15 protein-coding genes are annotated in these 16994 nt (G+C 73.6%); 3 read left to right on the top strand and 12 right to left on the bottom strand.

The annotated features are described in order from the left end of the window. Positions 1 to 58: 58 nt before the first annotated feature. From ACH34S_RS04250 to ACH34S_RS04295, 10 genes are all read right to left on the bottom strand, one after another. The gene (locus ACH34S_RS04250) at positions 59 to 520 is read right to left on the bottom strand and encodes a TadE/TadG family type IV pilus assembly protein (RefSeq protein ID WP_395951030.1); all 462 of its coding nucleotides are present in this window, start codon (positions 518 to 520) and stop codon (positions 59 to 61) included. Next, positions 517 to 948, bottom strand: coding sequence for a TadE family protein (locus ACH34S_RS04255; RefSeq protein ID WP_395951031.1), 432 nt, complete (start codon positions 946 to 948; stop codon positions 517 to 519). Before ACH34S_RS04255 ends, ACH34S_RS04250 begins: the two co-directional genes overlap by 4 nt. A gap of 8 nt (positions 949 to 956) precedes the next feature. Beyond that, positions 957 to 1349 carry a TadE/TadG family type IV pilus assembly protein gene (locus ACH34S_RS04260; protein WP_395951440.1) on the bottom strand — a complete coding sequence of 131 codons (393 nt, stop codon included), beginning with the start codon at positions 1347 to 1349 and terminating at the stop codon, positions 957 to 959. Between the two features lie 47 nt (positions 1350 to 1396). Next, positions 1397 to 1618 carry a Flp family type IVb pilin gene (locus ACH34S_RS04265; protein ID WP_131964367.1) on the bottom strand — a complete coding sequence of 74 codons (222 nt, stop codon included), beginning with the start codon at positions 1616 to 1618 and terminating at the stop codon, positions 1397 to 1399. Positions 1619 to 1693: 75 nt separating this feature from the next. Then, positions 1694 to 2623 (bottom strand): type II secretion system F family protein, encoded by a 930-nt coding sequence (locus tag ACH34S_RS04270; RefSeq protein WP_395951032.1) that lies wholly within the window; start codon positions 2621 to 2623, stop codon positions 1694 to 1696. Then, entirely contained in the window at positions 2620 to 3603 is a 984-nt protein-coding gene (locus ACH34S_RS04275) for a type II secretion system F family protein (RefSeq protein WP_395951033.1), read from the bottom strand. Before ACH34S_RS04275 ends, ACH34S_RS04270 begins: the two co-directional genes overlap by 4 nt. After that, the gene (locus tag ACH34S_RS04280; protein WP_395951034.1) at positions 3603 to 4901 is read right to left on the bottom strand and encodes a CpaF family protein; all 1299 of its coding nucleotides are present in this window, start codon (positions 4899 to 4901) and stop codon (positions 3603 to 3605) included. Before ACH34S_RS04280 ends, ACH34S_RS04275 begins: the two co-directional genes overlap by 1 nt. After that, positions 4902 to 5843: a hypothetical protein gene (locus ACH34S_RS04285; RefSeq protein WP_395951035.1), complete on the bottom strand. Its 942-nt coding sequence runs from the start codon at positions 5841 to 5843 to the stop codon at positions 4902 to 4904. 2 nt (positions 5844 to 5845) lie between these two features. Then, positions 5846 to 6739, bottom strand: coding sequence for a hypothetical protein (locus ACH34S_RS04290; RefSeq protein WP_395951036.1), 894 nt, complete (start codon positions 6737 to 6739; stop codon positions 5846 to 5848). Between the two features lie 316 nt (positions 6740 to 7055). Continuing rightward, on the bottom strand, positions 7056 to 7793 hold the full coding sequence (locus ACH34S_RS04295) for a TetR/AcrR family transcriptional regulator (RefSeq protein ID WP_395951037.1): 738 nt from the start codon (positions 7791 to 7793) through the stop codon (positions 7056 to 7058). A gap of 113 nt (positions 7794 to 7906) precedes the next feature. Between ACH34S_RS04295 and ACH34S_RS04300 the strand changes: the two genes are divergently transcribed. Then, positions 7907 to 8848 carry an NAD-dependent epimerase/dehydratase family protein gene (locus ACH34S_RS04300; protein WP_395951038.1) on the top strand — a complete coding sequence of 314 codons (942 nt, stop codon included), beginning with the start codon at positions 7907 to 7909 and terminating at the stop codon, positions 8846 to 8848. 40 nt (positions 8849 to 8888) lie between these two features. Then, a complete protein-coding gene (locus tag ACH34S_RS04305) occupies positions 8889 to 13211 on the top strand; it encodes an FtsK/SpoIIIE domain-containing protein (protein WP_395951039.1) in 4323 nt (1440 codons plus the stop codon). 388 nt (positions 13212 to 13599) lie between these two features. Here ACH34S_RS04305 and ACH34S_RS04310 read toward each other — a convergent pair whose 3' ends face one another. Continuing rightward, entirely contained in the window at positions 13600 to 13929 is a 330-nt protein-coding gene (locus ACH34S_RS04310; RefSeq protein WP_395951040.1) for a hypothetical protein, read from the bottom strand. A gap of 37 nt (positions 13930 to 13966) precedes the next feature. Beyond that, positions 13967 to 14995: an SPFH domain-containing protein gene (locus tag ACH34S_RS04315; protein ID WP_395951041.1), complete on the bottom strand. Its 1029-nt coding sequence runs from the start codon at positions 14993 to 14995 to the stop codon at positions 13967 to 13969. A 203-nt stretch (positions 14996 to 15198) separates the two neighbouring features. On the opposite strand from ACH34S_RS04315, the gene ACH34S_RS04320 reads away from it, so the two are divergent. Continuing rightward, positions 15199 to 16968 (top strand): acetyl/propionyl/methylcrotonyl-CoA carboxylase subunit alpha, encoded by a 1770-nt coding sequence (locus ACH34S_RS04320; protein WP_395951042.1) that lies wholly within the window; start codon positions 15199 to 15201, stop codon positions 16966 to 16968. The last annotated feature ends 26 nt before the right edge of the window (positions 16969 to 16994 follow it).

The raw sequence follows: 16994 nt of genomic DNA on the forward strand, positions 1-16994 counted from the left end.
TCGCCGCCTGCCGTGCGCTTGGACGTCGCACTCATCGTAGGTCTGTTCGGGCCGCCGCTCACGGGTCGATTCCTCCCGGATCGGGGCCTCCCGTCACGGGATGCGCTGTCGCACCCGACGTCATCTGGAACTCGCTGAAGCCGGGGAGGATCCCGAGCAGCTGCGGCCGGACGGTGATCTGCACGGTCACGGCCACCTCCTCCTCGTCGGCGTCGCACTGGGAGGCGGTGACCTCGTCGCGGTAGGCGGCGAGCAGGTCGCACGCGGCGGCGCGGGCGCGGCCGGGATCGAGGACGGGTTCGCCCGTCCGCCGGAGCTCGTCGGTGTCGATCTGGTTGGCGCCCGCGCGGGCGGCCTGCTCGGCCATGTCGGCGGCGCGCTGGCGTGCGTGGATGGCGAGGCCGCCGTCCACCAGCAGCCCGGCCAGGAGAAGGACGATCGGGGTGAACAGGACCGTGTACAGCGCGATCGTCCCCCGGTCCCGTCCGGCGCGGTCAAAGCGCGCGAGCAGGCGTTTCATTCGCCGTCTCCGGGTTCCGCGCCGCGGAACGTGAAGGTGTCTATGGGGGCGATCGCGTCGCCCTGGAGGCGTTTGGTGCCGGGGAGCCCGATGAAGGACAGGTCGCCGAGGTCGACGTCGCAGGTGATCGTCACGCCGACCCGGCCGCCGGGGCGCCAGTCGGACACGTCGGTCACGACGCTCGGGCCTCCGGCGCACCATTTGCTGCCCCTGAGCCCGGCGGCTGCGGTGTCGGCGGCGAAGGCCTGCGCGGACCCGGCGCTGCGGGCGATGGACGCGGCGCGCACCGCGTCCCGTGCGGCTCCGTCGACCTGGCTCTGCGCGTCGACCATGCGGCCGGCGGCGGCGAGGAAGAGCAGGAACGCGACGAAGATGGGCGTGACCAGCACCATCTCCAGGGACATCGACCCGCGATCGGGGAGTCCCATGGCCGCCCTCACGGCCCGGCCCCCCGCTCGCACGCGGTGCCGTCGCCGACGTCCGGGCGGAAGCATTCGATCGGTCCCTGCGAGCGTTGCGAGACATGGAACTTCATGAACGGGATGACGGACACCGCCGTCCCGCTGACCTCGACCCAGCGCTCGTCTCCGGCCTCGCCCGTCCGGACGTCGAGGCCGTCCAGCAGTTCGGGGCCGATGGCGCGCGCGTCGGTCGTGGCCTTCGCGGCGGCGGCGCCCTCCCAGCCGCCACCGACGGGCGAGGTCCGCGCGACGCGGGCGCCGGACTGCGCCGCCGCGAGCGCGACATGGCGGGCGTGGAACACCATCGCGAACTGGACGACGATGAGCATCAACAGGATGAGGAGGGGCGTGAGCAGCGCCCACTCCATCGACGACACGCCGTCATCGGCGCGGAGCCCGTCGCGGAGGAAACGCCTCAGCCCGTGTTGATCGTGTTCGCCTTGTCCGTGACCTTCTTGGTGATCACCGCGCCGATCGTGATGGCGAGCAGCGCCAGGATCGCGGTGATGATCGCCCATTCGATCGCGGACGCGCCCTTGCTGCGCTCCTCCTCGGAGCGGAGCCGGGCGAGCCGCGCGCTCGCCATCGCGCGCAGATAGGCGACGAACGGATCGTTGAAAGGGTTGTGCTGACTCATCGGGGCACCTCCAGTGGGCCGTCTCGGCGGTGTCGGGACTCTCGGGGGCGGCGTCGGCCATCTCGGGGGCGGGCGTCATGAGGCGAGCACCCGGATCAGGGCCGGGTAGGCCAGGAAGATCAGGAAGCCGGCGCACAGGAACAGCTGCGCGACCAGCATCGACTGGGAGCGCTCGCCCGCCTTGCCCTCCAGCTCCGACAGCTCGCGGCTGCGCATCGACGCGGCGCGGGCGGCGAGGGACTTGCGGATCTGCGCGCCGTCGTCGGCGACGAGCGCGAGCGCGCCGGCGAGGTCGCGCAGCTCGGCGATGTCGAGCTCCTCGCCGAGGCGGCCGAGCGACTGCCACGGCGTCTGCCCGGTGATGCGGGCGTTGGACAGGGCGTCGCGGAGGCGGTGCATCGCCCAGCCCTCGCCGATGTTCGAGGCGGTCATCAGGGCCTCGGGGACGCCGCGCCCGCCCGCCAGGTTCATCGAGACCAGGTCGAGGAACGCGCCGACGACGTGCCGGAAGTCCTGCCTGCGGGCCTGCGCCTCCTGGCGGAGCTGCATGTCGGGAAAGAAGAAGAAGATCGCGGCGAACAGCACGCAGATCCAGACCGGGACGGCGACGGACGTGCCCAGCCCGAGCAGCGTGAAGTACGCGACGATCAACGGGATGAACAGCAGCGCTCCGGCGGGCAGCAGGAACTTCGTCGCGAGGAACCCCTCCAGCGACCGCTCGGTGATGGCGAGGTCTGCGCGGACGCCGCGCAGCCGCCAGCCGCGCGCCTCGCAGAGCCGCGCCAGTTCCCGGCCGATCCTGGCGCGGACGCCGCCGACCTTCTCCAGCGTCGGGGAGAGCCGTCCGGCCTGCTGCTCCTCCAGGTCGCGGCGGCGGCGGGTGGCGTCGAGCGCGGCCATCCGGGCGGCGAGTCCGGGACGCTGCGGGAACAGCGCCCGGACGAGGACGTAGAGGCCGAGTCCGGCGACCGCGCCTGCGATCATGGCGGCGTTCAGGCCGTTCACGGGGTGCCACCGCCTCCCGCGTCCATGGTGTGGCGTCCGCGGAGGGGAAGTTCCTGCGGGCCCGCGCCGTCGCCCTGCCAGCCGGCGACCGTGCTCGGCACCTCGCCCGGGACGCCCGGCTGGCCGGTCCCGCGCGGCTCGCTGAGGAAGCGGCCCGGCAGCTCGTACTTCGACAGCCGCCGCAGCCACAGGAACGCGGCCCCGTACAGCGCGACGACGATGCACAGGACGAGCTGCCCGAGCAGGTCGTCGTACGGCTCGACGTAGGAGTGGTTGAACACGGCGAGGGCGAGGGCCGTCCCGACGGAGACGGCGACGACGATCCGGACGCTGCGCCGGGTGGAGCGGCGGTCGGCCTCGACACGGCGCCGCATGTCCAGCTCGGCGCGGGCGGAGTTCGCGAGCGCGCTGAGCATGTCGCGCAGGCCGGGGCCGCGGAGCTTGGAGTTCAGGATCAGCGCGGCGATCACCAGGTCGGCGGACGGGTCGTTCAGGTCGTCGGCGAAGCGGCGCAGCGCGTCCGGCATCGGGACGCGGGTGTGCAGCCGGTCGACGAGGTTGCGCAGCGGCTGCTGCAGCGCGGGCGCGGCGGCGCGCTGCGAGGCGGGGATGGCCTGTTCGAGGCCGACGGCCCCGGCGATGGTGTCGCGGAGCGACTCCGTCCAGGCAGCAAGGCCCTCCAGGCGCGCCATCGACCTGCGCTCCTCGGCGGCGCCGCCCGCGAGGCCGTTCCAGGCGAGGACGAGCGCGCCGGTCCCGGCGGCGGCGATCGGCCAGCGCGTCACGATCAGCACGACCACGCCGACGATGACGGCTACGGCGGTGCGGGTCGTGAACGTCCGGACGAGGTCCTCGCGGCTGCGCCCGCGGACCGGGCCCGACCGCACCGGCATCCCGCGCAGCGCCGCGACCAGCAGGATCAGCCCGCCGCCCGCCACCGCGCCCGCGACGATCGCGAGCAGCACGTCCGGCGTGTACATCACCAGGCTCCGGCGGACGGGTCGTAGCCGTGCTGGGCGAGGTCGGCGATGCACGAGATCGGCGCGGACGGCACCGCGTACCCGGCGGACCCGAGCGCGAACACCTCCGACGACAGCACCCGGCCGTCCACGCCGGTGACCTCCCGGACGCTGGACACGTACCGGCGCAGCCGCCCGCCGGAGGCGTAGTCGTTGCGCTTCTCGATGAACACGACGAAGTCGATCGCGCCCGCGATCAGCATGTGGGTCGCCTCGACCGGCAGCCGCTCGTCCGACTGGATCGCGTAGGTGGCGATGCGGTTGAACACCTCGACCGACGAGTTCGCGTGGATGGTGGACAGCGACCCGTCGTTGCCCTGCGTCATCGCGTTCAGCATCGTGACGATCTCGTCGCCGAGCACCTCGCCGACGATCACCCGGGACGGGTTCATCCGCAACGACCGGCGGACCAGCTCCGCCATCGTGATCGCGCCCTGCCCCTCGGAGTTCGGCAGCCGCTGCTCGAACGCGACGCAGTTCGGGTGCAGCTCGGGGAAGGCGTCCAGGCCGAGCTCCAGGGCCCGCTCGACGGTGATGAGCCGCTCGTGCGCCGGGATCTCGTTGGCGACGGCGCGCAGCAGCGTCGTCTTCCCCGCGTTGGTCGCCCCGGCGATCATGATGTTCTTGCGGGCGAGCACGGCGGCGCGGAAGAAGTGCCCGATCTCCTGCGAGAACGTGCCGTTGCCGACCAGGTCGGCGAGGAACACCTTGCCGAGCCTGGCGCGCCGGATCGACAGCGCGGGACGGACCGTCACGTCCATGATCGCGGAGAGCCGGGAGCCGTCCGGCAGCCGCAGGTCGAGCTGCGGGTTCGCGGTGTCGAACGGGCGCGACGACAGGCCGCTGTAGGCGGCGAGGATCTGGATCAGCTCGACCAGCTCCTCGTCGCTCTCCGCGACGGGCTCGCCCATCACCTCGCGGCCGTCGGCGTAACCGATGAACACCCGGTCGCAGCCGTTGACGTCGATGTTCTCGACCTCGGGGTCTTCGAGGAGGGGCTGGAGGCGGCCGACGCCGAACAGCGCGGCGTGCACCCCGGCGGCGAGCGCCTCCTCCTCTTCGGCGTTCGGCGGGCGGCGCCCGGAGGTGATCTCGCCGCGCGCGAACTCCTCCAGCACCTGGCCGATGAGCGCGCGGGCGAACTGCCGCTCGTCCTCCCCGGACATCGGCGGCAGCGCGTTCGAGGCGTCCAGGCGGCGCTGCCGCGCGAGGCGGTCGCCGACCTCCTGCCGGAGCCGTTTGACGAGACCGTGGTCCATCTAACGCCTCCCTTCGGCCGGTGCCGGTGACGGTATTTGTGGCTGTGGCTGTGGCTGGGCGGGTGGTGCCGCGGGCGCGGATGGTGCGGCCTGCGCTGGCGGCGGCGGCAGGGCTAACGGCCTGCCGGCCGACGGGATGCGGCCGACGAGATCGCCCGCGACCTCGCGGGCGGAGCGGATCAGCAGCGAACGGTCCAGCCGCCCGCCCCAGCGGCCGGAGAGCAGCTCGGCGCCCTTGGGGTCGAGGGCGAGGCCGCCGAGGACGGTCACGTCGGGCGGCGGCGGGCCCTGCGCCGGGTCGTGGGCGGTGCCGCGGTGCCTGGCGCCCGCGAGGATGCGGTCGACCTCGGCGATCGAGCCGCGGAAGTCGCGCGGGTCGGCGAGGACGAGCACCCCGATGGGCGGGCCGCCGCGCAGCTCCGCCGTCAGCGCCGCGACGCGTTCGCGCAGGTGCGCGACCTGCTCCAGGGTGGCGCGGGTGAGCAGCACGACCAGGTCGGCCTCGTGCATCAGGCCGAGCAGCGGGGTGTCCGCGCCGAGCCGCCCGCAGTCGGCGATCACGTCGACGGGCGCGAGGCCGGCGAACGCGCGGCCGAGCGGGCCCCACAGCCAGGTCATCGCCTGCGCCTGCTCGGCGTTGGTGATCCCGACGAGCACGTCGAGGCCGCCGACGAGCCGCTGGCAGTGCTCGGCGATCTGGTCGGGCCGCAGCCCGCGGCGGGCGGTGGCGGCGAGGCTGAGCAGCCCGCGGGACGGGTTGAGCATCCCGCCGTCGCCGGCGCCGTCGTCCGGGGCCGCGACGGGCAGCCGGTACACGAGGTCGCCGCCCGCCTGGTCGCACTCGGCGACCAGCACGGGACGCGGCCACACGGCGCCGAGGGCGACGGCGGCCGTCGTGACGCCCGGCGCCCCCTTGTCGGCAGCGAGCGCGATGAGTGCCACCGTCAGTTACCGCCCGTGCCTGGTCCCTGCGCGCCGCCGCCCTGGGGGACGGGCACGGTGCCGCCGGGGCTCTCCGTTCCGCCGGGGGTCTGGCCGCCGCCCGAGGGCGGGGTCTGCTGCTGCCCGGGCTTCGCGGGCGCGGGCGCGACGGGAGGCGGGGCGTTCGACCCGGCGGGGATCAGCGCGAGCGCGATCGTCCCGGCGGAGGCGGCCTGCGTGACCAGCGGCGCGTCCGAGGGCGGGACGGCGACGCTCACGATCGTCTGCTCGGAGCGCAGCCGGGCGCCGCCGAGGCCGCCGCTGCCGCCGTCCTCGCCGCTCATGCCGACGACGATCGCGTCCTGGGACAGGACCGTTCCTGGACGCGGCCCGCCGTTCGTCGCGCCGCCGACCGCGTAGAGCATGACGTGCCTGCCGACGCTGACACCGGCGTCGCCGCCGCCGGAGGGGAACTGGCCCGGCTTCAGCGCGAGGCCGACGATCAGGCGTCCGCTCGACGGGGCGTCCGCCGGGCTGATCATGCCGTTGGTCAGCAGCGCGCCCCTGACCAGCGGGACGGCCGCGATGTGGCGGGTCACCTTCGCCCGTTCCGTCCAGGCGAGGTACTGGATGCCGGTGTCGCCGACCTGGACCTCTTCGAGCGCGCTCGCCGGGATCGGCTGCCCGGCCGCGACCGGCTGGGCGATCCGGATCGCCGACACGCGCTCGCCGCTCGCCATCACCAGGTACGCGCTGGCGAGGGCGCCGCCGAGGATGAGCAGCAGCGCGAGCGCCGCCAGCGCCGGTTTGCGTTCGCGCGGGGACGAGGGGAGCCGCTGCCCGCCGGACGTGCCGAGCCCGCTGCCACCGAGCCCCGCCGCCGCACCGCCGGAGATGGTCGCCTGGTTGGACTTCATCGCGCTCTGCCCTTCTGGGGGGCGACCCCCAGACCCCCGAGAGGTCGGCTCGAAGATCCTCGCTTCGCTCCGGTCATCGAGCCTCCACGCGCTCCCTTCCGCCCTCCCGCTGGACCCCGTCTCACGGGGCCCGCGCATCACCGAGCGATCCATGCTTGCGGGGGCGGCAAGGTCACGTCAATGGATTCGGTGAACGTGTACCGCAACGTGCTGCGGCATATAGCGGTGACCTGCGGAGTCTTCGGTCACTTGGGTTCTTACCATCAGTCACTTCCGTCACTGACCCCATTGTGGACGGCCCTGGAACGCCCGCAGGTCAGGGTTTCAGGCCGATGAGGCGTCCGAGGAGCGACATGGTGTGGTCGAAGTAGCCGGCGCGTGCCGGTTCGTCGATCAGGTTGTCGTACTGGCCGAAGACCTCGAAGCTGACCGTCCCGTAGAGGCCCGCCCAGGCGGTGAGGGCGCGCGCGATCACGTCGTCGGGGACGTCCATGTGGACGATGACGCGCACGCGGTCCAGCCCCTCCGCGATCGAGGGCGGCGGGGGCGGATACGGCGGGCTTCCCGGCGGCGCCCCGCCGTCCGGGTCGACGGCCCCGGCGGCGTGCGCCTCGGTGAGGATGCGGGCGAAGACGACCGTGTCGCGGACGGCGGCGGTGACGGTGTCCTCCGGGGCCTGGTAGCCGGGGACGGGTGACCCGTAGAGCAGGGCGTACTCGTGCGGGTGGGCGAGGGCCCAGTCCCGGACGGCCCTGCACACGGCGAGCCATCGTCCGCTGAAGTCGTCGGCGTCGGCCTTGACGGAGCGGGCGTCGGCGCGCTCGACCGCCTCGCCGATCGCGTTGTAGCCGTCGATGATCAGCGCGGTGAGCAGGTCGTCGCGGCTTGCGACGTACCGGTAGATCGCCGAGGACACCATGCCCATCTCGCGGGCGACCGCGCGCAGCGACAGCCCGGCCGCGCCCTCGACGGCCAGCTGCCGTCTGGCGGTCTCCGTGATCTCGCGGATCAGCTCCGCCCGGACCCGTTCCCGTGCCGTACGACCTGCGCTCATGCGCCGATGCTAGCAGAGCGTCGCACCGAAACGAGAGCACTGCTCTTGACATCACCGCTCTAAAGCGAGAGCATTGCTCTCGAAGCAGAGCACCGAACACAAGGGAGCGAACCATGGGCAAGCACGTGATCGTCGGAGCTGGGCAGGTCGGCGCGCACCTGGCGGGTCGGCTCGCCGGGCGCGGGCACGACGTCACCGTCGTGACCCGGTCCGGCTCGGGGCCGGACGGCGTCCGGAAGGTCGCCGCCGACGTCGCCGACCAGGCCCGGCTGACCGAGATCGCCAAGGGCGCGGACGCGCTCTACAACTGCGTCAACCCCCGCTATCACCGCTGGACACAGGACTGGCCGCCGATGGCGTCGTCCCTCCTGGGCACGGCCGAGGCCACCGGCGCCGTCCTGGTGACGCTGAGCTGCCTGTACGGATACGGGCCGGTCGACGGCCCCATGACCGAAGACCTCCCGCTCGCCACGACCGGGACCAAGGGGCGGGTGCGCGTCAAGATGTGGCGGGACGCGCTCGCCGCGCACCAGGCGGGCCGCGCCCGGGTGACCGAGCTGCGCGGGTCCGACTACTACGGGCCCGGGAGCACCGACCAGGCCTACGTCGGCGAGGAGCGGTTCGTGAAGCCGCTGCTGGCGGGCAAGCGGGTGCCGTACTTCAGCGACCCGTCCGTCCCGCACGCGTGGACGTACCTGCCGGACGTCGCCGAGGCCCTCGCCATCGCCGGGACGGACGAGCGCGCCTGGGGACGGGCCTGGCACGTCCCGACCGGCCCGGCCGTCTCGACGCTCGCGGTCGCCGAGCGGCTGTGCGAGATCGCCGGTGCCCCGGCCCCGCGCGTCCACGAGGTGCCGCGGCCCGTCTTCAACGCGCTCGGCCTGTTCTCGCCGATGCTGAAGGAGCTGCGGGAAACCCGATACCAGTTCGACAGGCCCTACATCGTCGACTCCTCCGCCTTCGAGTCCACGTTCGGCATGGCGCCCACCCCGCTGGACGACGCCCTCAAAACGATCATCGCCGCGCACCGCGAGCGGACGCCCGCGGGTAATTAAGCTGAGCCCCTGTCCCGCGGGCGTCGGAGGGGTAACTCGGATGCGGATCTCGTTCACGGCACTCACCGGCGCAGGGCCGCGCGATGTCGTGATGGACGTCGGCGACGAGGCCACCGTGGACGCCGTCGCCCAGTCGCTCACCGCCCTCCTCGACGTCCGGGCACCGCAGGTCGCGGACGTCGGCGGGCGGTCGGGGCGGCCGTGGCGGGCCCTGTGGATGGACGGGCGGATGCTCGACCCGCAGGCCCTCGCCGTCAAGGAGCTGCGGGACGGCGCGGTCGTCGCGGTGGAGCGCCGCGGCGCGGCCGCCACCGTGGTCGCCGAGCCGACCGGGCTGGTCGAGGTGCGCGTCGTCGGCGGCCCGGCGGCCGGGTCGGTGCACCGGCTCGGCATCGGGGTCAGCACGATCGGGTCCGGCCGGGACGTGGACGTCGCGCTGGACGATCCGTCCGTGCCGGCGCGCTCCCTGCGGCTCACGGTCGGGCGGGAGACCGTCGAGGTGGAGGCGTCCGAGCTGACGATGCGCGGCGCCGCCGCCCTCGACGGGACGCCGCTCGCCGCGAAGACGATGTGGCCGGTGGGCGGGCTGCTGCGGGTGGGGTCCAGCGTCCTGGCGCTAGGGCCGAGCACCGCACCCGACGCGCACCTGGAGCCCCTGCCGGAGGGCGGCCTCGCGTTCGACCGGCCGCCCCGCGCCGCCCCCGTGCGCCACGTCAGGACGCTGCACGTCCCGCAGTCTCCCGAGCAGGGGCCGCTGGATCGGCTCCGGGTGTTCGGGCGCAGGTCCTCGAAGGAGTTCGAGCGCAGGTCCGCCGAGTTCGACGCCGAGCTGGAGCGGCTGCGCCGCGAGGACGAGGCCGAACGGCGCGCCCTGCATCCCGACCCGGCCGAGGTGCTGCTCACCGCGACCGGGCCCCGGCGGCGGCTGTGGGAGCGCCGCCCCGGCGACCCCGACGTCCTGCAACTGCGGATCGGCCTCGCCGACCTACCGGCCCGTATCGATCTCACCGGCGACACCGCAATTCATGAGCGACAGCGAACCGGGGGGCGTGGGGGGTCGTCCCCCCACAATGAGCGGATTCCGTCCGTGACCGCGCGGATGGTGCCGGTGACGGTGCCGCTGACCGAGTCGGGCGTCGTCGGGGTGGCGGGGCCGCGGCGGGCGTCCCGGGCGCTGGCCCGGTGGCTGGTCGCGCAGGCCGCCGCGCTGCACAGCCCCCGTGACCTGGCCATCGTCGTCCTGTCCGCCGACCGGGACGCCGGGGAGGAGTGGAACTGGGTGCGGTGGCTGCCGCACTGCGTGCCCCGCGAGGGCGAGGACTGTGTCGCGCTCGTCGGCACCGACCCCGAATCGGCCGCGCGCCGCGTCACCGAGCTGGCGATCCGCCTCACCGAACGGCGCCGCGCCGCCGCCCAGGCCGAACCGATCCCCTACAACATCCTGATCGTGCTGGACGGGGCGCGCACCCTCCGCCGCATCCCCGGCATGCCGATGCTGCTGTCGCGCGGCGCCGAGTTCGGCCTCTACGGCATCTGCGTGGACGACGAGGAACGCCTGCTCCCCGAGGAGTGCCGCGCCGCCGCCGTGTGCGACCCGCAGCGCCCCGCGACCGTCCGTTTCCGGGGCCCGGGATACGACTTCCCCGTCCTGGCCGACCAGGTCTCCCCCACCTGGACCGACCGGGTGGCGCGGGCGCTGGCCCCCGTCCGGGACGCGCCGCGCCAGGCCGCCGGTGATCCGATTCCGGCGGAGGTGCGGCTGCTGGACGTCCTCGACATGCCGGAGCCCACCGCCGACCACGTCCTGCGGTCGTGGACGCGCTCGGGAGGACGGACGGCACGCGTCCCCATCGGCGCCGGCGCCGCACGCCGCCCCCCCGAGATCGACCTGCGCGCGGACGGGCCGCACGCCCTCGTCGCGGGCACCGCCGGGGCGGGCACGTCCGAGCTGCTGCGCACGCTCGTCGCGTCCCTGGCCGTCGCGAACCGGCCGGACGAGATGGCGTTCGTCCTGATCGGTGCCGAGGACGCCGCGCGGTTCCGGGAATGCGCCCGCCTCCCCCACACGGTCGGCGTCGTCACCGGCCTGGACGACCACACCGCCGAACGCACCCTGGAGGCGCTCGCCGCCGAACTCCGCCACCGCGAGGACGTCCTGCTCGACGCGGGCGCCAAGGACATCGACGCCTACGACGGCCTGCGTCCCGGAAGGCCCGATCTGCCGCCCGTGCCGCGCCTCGTGCTGGTCGTGGACGAGCTCGCCGAGATCCCCGCCTTCGTGTCCGGGCTGCTCGACGTCGGGCGGCGCGGGCGCCCCCTCGGCGTCCACCTGGTGCTCGCCACCCGGCATCCCGCCGGGGCCGTCACCGACGGCATCCGCGACACCACCGGCCTCCGGATCGCGCTCCGCGTCGCCACCCCGGCCGAATCCACCGAGATCCTCGGTTCACCGGGCGCCGCGCACATCTCCAAGTCCACGCCCGGCCGCTGCTACATCCGCTCCGGCGATTCGGCGCCGCCTTCCGTGCAGGTGGCGCAGGTCGGGGGCCGCCATCCGAGGGCCGGGTCCACAGGGGGCGGGGCCACCGTCGTCCCGCTGCCCTGGCAGAGTCTCGGCCACCCGCTGCCCGACCCCCGCAAGGCCCTCCCGGGAGCGGACGACGACGCCACCGACCTCGGCGTGCTCGTCCAGGCGATCGACGAGGCCGCCCGCCGCGCGGGCATCGGCCGGGACCCGTCGCCCTGGCTGAACCCGCTGCCGGACCAGCTCACGCTGACGACCCGGAACGCCGCGGGCGGCTCCGTCGTGGACGTCCCGCCGATCCCGTTCGGCGTGACCGACCTGCCCGCCGTCCAGTCCCGCGAAGACCTCGCGCTGGATCTCGCGTCCGGCGGCCACCTGTACATCGCCGGGTCTGCCCGGTCGGGCCGCTCCACCGCGCTGCGGACCATCGCCGGGTCCCTCGCCGCCGCCTGCTCCCCCTACGACGCGCACCTGTACGCCATCGACTGCGGCGCGAACGCGCTGCTCCCGCTGACCTCGCTCCCGCACTGCGGCGCGGTCGTCGCCCGCGACGACCTCGACCGCTGCGAACGGCTCCTCACCGCGCTCACCGCCGAGATCGAGCGCCGCCGGAACATCCTCGCCGAGGCGGGTTTCGCGTCGCTCGCCGAGCAGCGCGCCTCCGTCGCCGCCACCGACCGCCTCCCCTGGATGGTCCTGCTCCTCGACGGCTGGGAGGGGTTCCTCGACGCGTTCGAGCACCACGACCAGGGCCGCCTCGTCGACCGGACGATCCGGCTCCTGGACGACGGCGCCGCCGTGGGCCTGCGCGCCGTCGTCACCGGCGACCGCTCCGGCCTGGGCGGGCAGATCTCGGCCGCCTTCGCCCGCCGCCTCCTCCTCCGCATGGACGACCCGGACGACTACGGCTACGGCGGCCTCGGCGACCGGCGGGTCCCCGCCGCGATGCCGCCCGGCCGCGCCCTCGAACCGGCGGAGCCGGGAGCCGCGCCGCACGAGTCGCAGATCGCGCTGCTGGGGGACGACCCGTCCGGCGCCGCGCAGGCCGCCGCGCTCCAGGAGATCGCCCGCACCTGCGTGTCCCGCTACGGCCGCCTGCCGCGCCGCCGCCGCCCGCTGCGCGTGGACGAGCTGCCCGACCGCGTCACCTACCGCGAGGCGATGTCCCTCGATCGCGAGTTCCTGGCCCCGTCCGCGCTGTGGGCGCTGGTCGGCGTCGGCGGCGACACCCTCGCGCCCGTGGGCGTCGACCTGCGCGGCGAAGGTCCGGGCTTCACCGTCGCGGGCCCGGCCCGCTCCGGGCGCTCCACCACGCTCCGGACGATCGTGCACTCGCTCCTCGACCCCGCGGTCGGCGGCGGTCTCGTGCCCGTCGTGCTGGTCACGCCCCGCCGGTCGCCGCTGCGGCTGCTGTCGGGGCATCCGGGCGTTCTCGGCCTGCTGACGTCGGGTTCCGGCACCGCCGATCTCCTCGCCGCGATCGGCGACGAGCACCGTTTCGCCGTGGTCGTGGACGACGCCGAACTCCTCGACCGGACCGCCTTGGACGACGCCCTCCGCGACGTCATACGCACCGCCCGCGACGGCGCGCACGCCGTGGTCATCGGCGGCACCACCGCCGACCTGGGCACCGGCCGCCGCGGCTTCCTCTCCGAGGCGCGCCGCTCCCGCTCCGGCGTCCTGCTGTCGGTCGACTCCCCGGACGACGGCGCCCTCTTCGGCCTGACCCTGCCCCGCAACGCCCCGCTCGGCGGCCCCACCGGGCGCGGCCTGTTCGTCGCGATGGGCGCCACCACCCAGATCCAGGTGGCACTTCCGCCCCCGGCCGGCACCGACTGATCGCGCGGGGGCTCGGGACGGGCTGGCGGGTGCGGGTCCCGGCCTCGGGGGGATGGGCCGGGACCCGCGGTCCGTGGAGGCGTCGACCGGCGCAGGCCTCGATCGTTGCCAGGGCATGCGAAGGTGCCCCGACCTTTCGTCTCGCAACGCTGGAACGTTTCCAGGCGGCGCCGAAAGAATGGCGACAGCCTACGCCCAGCCGATCACCTTGATCCAGTGCCGGATGACGGATCGGCCTGCGTTCGGGGGGCTTTCGTCCCCCGAACGCGTGTCCGGATGTGGCCACGCACACCTCGTGACGCCCATAATTACTGCTCGTCAAGGGGATTTCATGGCCCCCGATCGCGGCCGCCATTCCGGAAATGGGGCCGTCCGGTCGTCCGCCGGGTCAGCCGGTCTCGATCTCCAGTGCGGCGACGCGCGACCTGGCCTGTGCCATCGCCTCGTGGTAACGGGTCTCCCAATCCGGGTCGCCGTCCGGGATGGACGCGACCGTCTGGCGGGCGACCTCGGCGAGCACGTCCCCGGCGGCGTTGCGGGACACCTGCCGGACGACGACCGTTGTGACGCCGCCGGACGACTCGGTGTGCGTCTCCCACCGGGCGTCCCGCTCCAGCCGGGCCCGGCCCGCGGAGCTGCGCCCGGCGAACGCGTACAGCAGCAGGACGACCGCCACGGCCACCACCGCCAGCGCCACCAGCACGATCACGAATCGCACGTCCGCCTCCTCTGCACCATGACGGGCCCCTGCACCGTCACCGGCCCCGCAGGAGCGAGCCGTTCGGGTTGCCGGGCGCGTAGACGGTGATGCCCTGCGGGAGCGCCTTCAGTTCCTCGATCCTCGCGCAGGTCGGGCACTTGTTGTAGCCGTCCTGGCGGGCCTGGTTGGCCGCGGCCTCGGCCCGCGCCGTGGCGACCTTCGCCTGCGCCTCGCTGACCTGGGCGAACGCGGCCTGCGCGCGATCCACCGCTTCCTGCACCCGGGTCGGCAGCGTGACCCGGACCAGGTTGAAGTGGATGTTGGTGAAGAACTTGCCGCCGAGCGTCTGCTCCAGGTCCGTGGCGAGGCTGGTGTTGATCGCGTTCTGCACCTTGGCGATGTTGGCGTTGTTGCTCTGCGCCTGCCCCGTGGCCGACCCGTTCCTCGGCTGGCTGCCGGCGTTCTGCACGAGCGCGCAGGACGAGACCAGCTCGGAGCACCGGAAGCTGTTGATCTGGCTGCGCAGGTCGTTGTCGATCACCGGCCGGACGATCTGGTCGAGGAACGCGGACCAGCCGTCGTCGCCGTCGTAGACGTTGCGCATCTCGCCGTCCACGCCGCGGAACTTGCGGGTGCCGTACTTGTCATCGAAATTCTTGAGTGCCTCGTGGTCCTGGGTGAGGGTGAAGTACAGCGTCCCCTCCAGGCCCATGTTGACGCCGTCCGAGCTGGGCACGGTGACGACGTCCACACCGGTCCTGTCGCTCTTCTTCGCGTCCGAGGTGATCGTGTAGAAGCGCTGCTGGGCGGGGTACTTGTGGGTCTGCGAGTACAGGCCGATCCAGACCCGGCCCGATCCGGGGTCGATGACCTGCCGGATCTTGTTGTTGTCGAAGAACCCGCCGTTGCGGATCACGGCGATCTCACCGCCGCTCGTCCGCTCGTAGCCGCCGAACAGCGCGCTGAGCAGCGGGATGCCCACGACGACGAGCAGGACGGCCGTGACGATCGCGGTCCCCTTGCGCGGCGCCCTCAGCTCGGGCCGAGCGCTCCCCGCCCCGCCGGTCGACTCCTTCTTGGCCACGGCCACTCCTCTCATACGCCGTACCGGTGGGCACGGGTTCGCTGACTGAGACGGAGATGATTCTTACGAGGATCCTCCGGTACCGGTCTATTTCTGCCGACATCTTCTGCTTTCTGGGAAAAGGAGCCGATGTGGGAGGGGCTCGCGAAGCCCGCGAACGGCGATTATCTAGACTGCGTGAGGTTGTGAGGGAGGAGACCCACGTGCGCAAGGTCCTGATCGCCAACCGCGGTGAGATCGCGGTCCGTATAGCCCGTGCCTGCCGCGATGCCGGGTTGGCGAGCGTCGCGGTGTACGCGGAGCCCGATCTGGACGCGCTGCACGTGCGGGTCGCCGACGAGGCGTTCACCCTCGGCGGGCAGACCGCCGCCGACAGCTATCTGAGCATCGAGAAGCTGCTGAAGGTCGCCGCCGACTCGGGCGCGGACGCCGTCCACCCCGGCTACGGGTTCCTCGCCGAGAACGCCGACTTCGCCAGGGCCGTGCAGGACGCCGGGCTCACCTGGATCGGCCCGCCGCCCGCCGCGATCATCGCGCTGGGCGACAAGGTCCAGGCCCGGCACATCGCGCAGAAGGTCGGCGCGCCGCTGGTCGCCGGGACCAAGGACCCGGTGTCGGGTGCGGACGAGGTCGTCGCGTTCGCCGAGGAGCACGGCCTGCCGATCGCGATCAAGGCCGCGTACGGCGGCGGCGGGCGCGGCCTGAAGGTGGCGCGGACGCTGGACGAGGTCCCCGACATGTACGAGTCCGCCGTCCGCGAGGCGATCGGCGCGTTCGGGCGCGGCGAGTGCTTCGTGGAGCGGTACCTCGACAAGCCGCGCCATGTGGAGACGCAGTGCCTCGCCGACCAGCACGGCAACGTGGTCGTCGTGTCGACCCGCGACTGCTCGCTCCAGCGGCGGCACCAGAAGCTCGTGGAGGAGGCCCCGGCGCCGTACCTGTCGGACGAGCAGGTCGAGCTGCTGTACAGCTCGTCCAAGGCCATCCTCAAAGAGGCCGGGTACGTCGGTGCGGGAACGTGCGAATTCCTCGTCGGCCAGGACGGGACGATCTCCTTCCTTGAGGTCAACACCCGCCTCCAGGTCGAGCACCCCGTCACCGAAGAGGTCGCCGGGGTGGACCTCGTCCGGGAGATGTTCCGCATCGCCGACGGCGAGGAACTCGGCTACGGCGACCCCGAGCTGCGCGGCCACTCGATCGAGTTCCGGCTGAACGCCGAGGACGCGGGCCGCGGGTTCCTGCCCGCCGTCGGGACGCTCACCGCCTGGGAGCCGCCGACCGGCCCAGGCGTCCGCCTCGACACCGGCTACGGCGCGGGGCAGACCGTCCCGCAGGCGTTCGACTCGCTGATCGCCAAGCTGATCGTGACGGGCGCGACACGGCGGCAGGCCGTCGAGCGGGCGCGCCGCGCGCTGGCCGAGTTCGTGATCGACGGGATGCCGACCGTGCTGCCGTTCCACCGCGCCGTCCTGGACGACCCGGCGTTCGTCCCCGCCGGCGACGCGACGCCGTTCTCCGTCCACACCCGGTGGATCGAGACCGAGTTCGACAACCAGATCCCGCCGTACGAGACGCCCGCCGCAGGAGAAGAGGCCGAGCCCGGGGAGCGGGAGCGCGTGACCGTCGAGGTCGGCGGGCGGCGCATCGAGGTCGTCCTGCCCGCGGGCCTGGGCGCCCGGCCGGGCGGGGACGCCGGGACGGCGCAGCCCGCGCGGCGGCGCGGCGCGAAGAAGGGCGGCGGCGCGCAGGCGTCCGGAGACTCCCTCGTCAGCCCCATGCAGGGCACCATCGTCAAGATCGTCGTCGCCGAGGGCGCGACGGTCGCGGCCGGGGACACCGTCGTCGTCCTGGAGGCCATGAAGATGGAGCAGCCGATCGCGGCGCACAAGGCCGGGACGCTCACCGGATTGTCCGCCGAGGTCGGCCAGACCGTCTCCGCCGGGGCCGTCATCTGCGAGATCAAGGACAGCTGACACCCACGGCGGGCCGCGCGAAATCC

Source organism: Actinomadura sp. 3N508, from assembly GCF_044326375.1.
Classification (GTDB): domain Bacteria; phylum Actinomycetota; class Actinomycetes; order Streptosporangiales; family Streptosporangiaceae; genus Spirillospora.

Coding starts and splice junctions, on each gene's coding strand:
- ACH34S_RS04250 (WP_395951030.1), bottom strand. CDS start 520: ATGAAACGCCTGCTCGCGCGCTTTGACCGCGCCGGACGGGACCGGGGG.
- ACH34S_RS04255 (WP_395951031.1), bottom strand. CDS start 948: ATGGGACTCCCCGATCGCGGGTCGATGTCCCTGGAGATGGTGCTGGTC.
- ACH34S_RS04260 (WP_395951440.1), bottom strand. CDS start 1,349: ATGGAGTGGGCGCTGCTCACGCCCCTCCTCATCCTGTTGATGCTCATC.
- ACH34S_RS04265 (WP_131964367.1), bottom strand. CDS start 1,618: ATGAGTCAGCACAACCCTTTCAACGATCCGTTCGTCGCCTATCTGCGC.
- ACH34S_RS04275 (WP_395951033.1), bottom strand. CDS start 3,603: ATGTACACGCCGGACGTGCTGCTCGCGATCGTCGCGGGCGCGGTGGCG.
- ACH34S_RS04280 (WP_395951034.1), bottom strand. CDS start 4,901: ATGGACCACGGTCTCGTCAAACGGCTCCGGCAGGAGGTCGGCGACCGC.
- ACH34S_RS04290 (WP_395951036.1), bottom strand. CDS start 6,739: ATGAAGTCCAACCAGGCGACCATCTCCGGCGGTGCGGCGGCGGGGCTC.
- ACH34S_RS04295 (WP_395951037.1), bottom strand. CDS start 7,793: ATGAGCGCAGGTCGTACGGCACGGGAACGGGTCCGGGCGGAGCTGATC.
- ACH34S_RS04300 (WP_395951038.1), top strand. CDS start 7,907: ATGGGCAAGCACGTGATCGTCGGAGCTGGGCAGGTCGGCGCGCACCTG.
- ACH34S_RS04305 (WP_395951039.1), top strand. CDS start 8,889: ATGCGGATCTCGTTCACGGCACTCACCGGCGCAGGGCCGCGCGATGTC.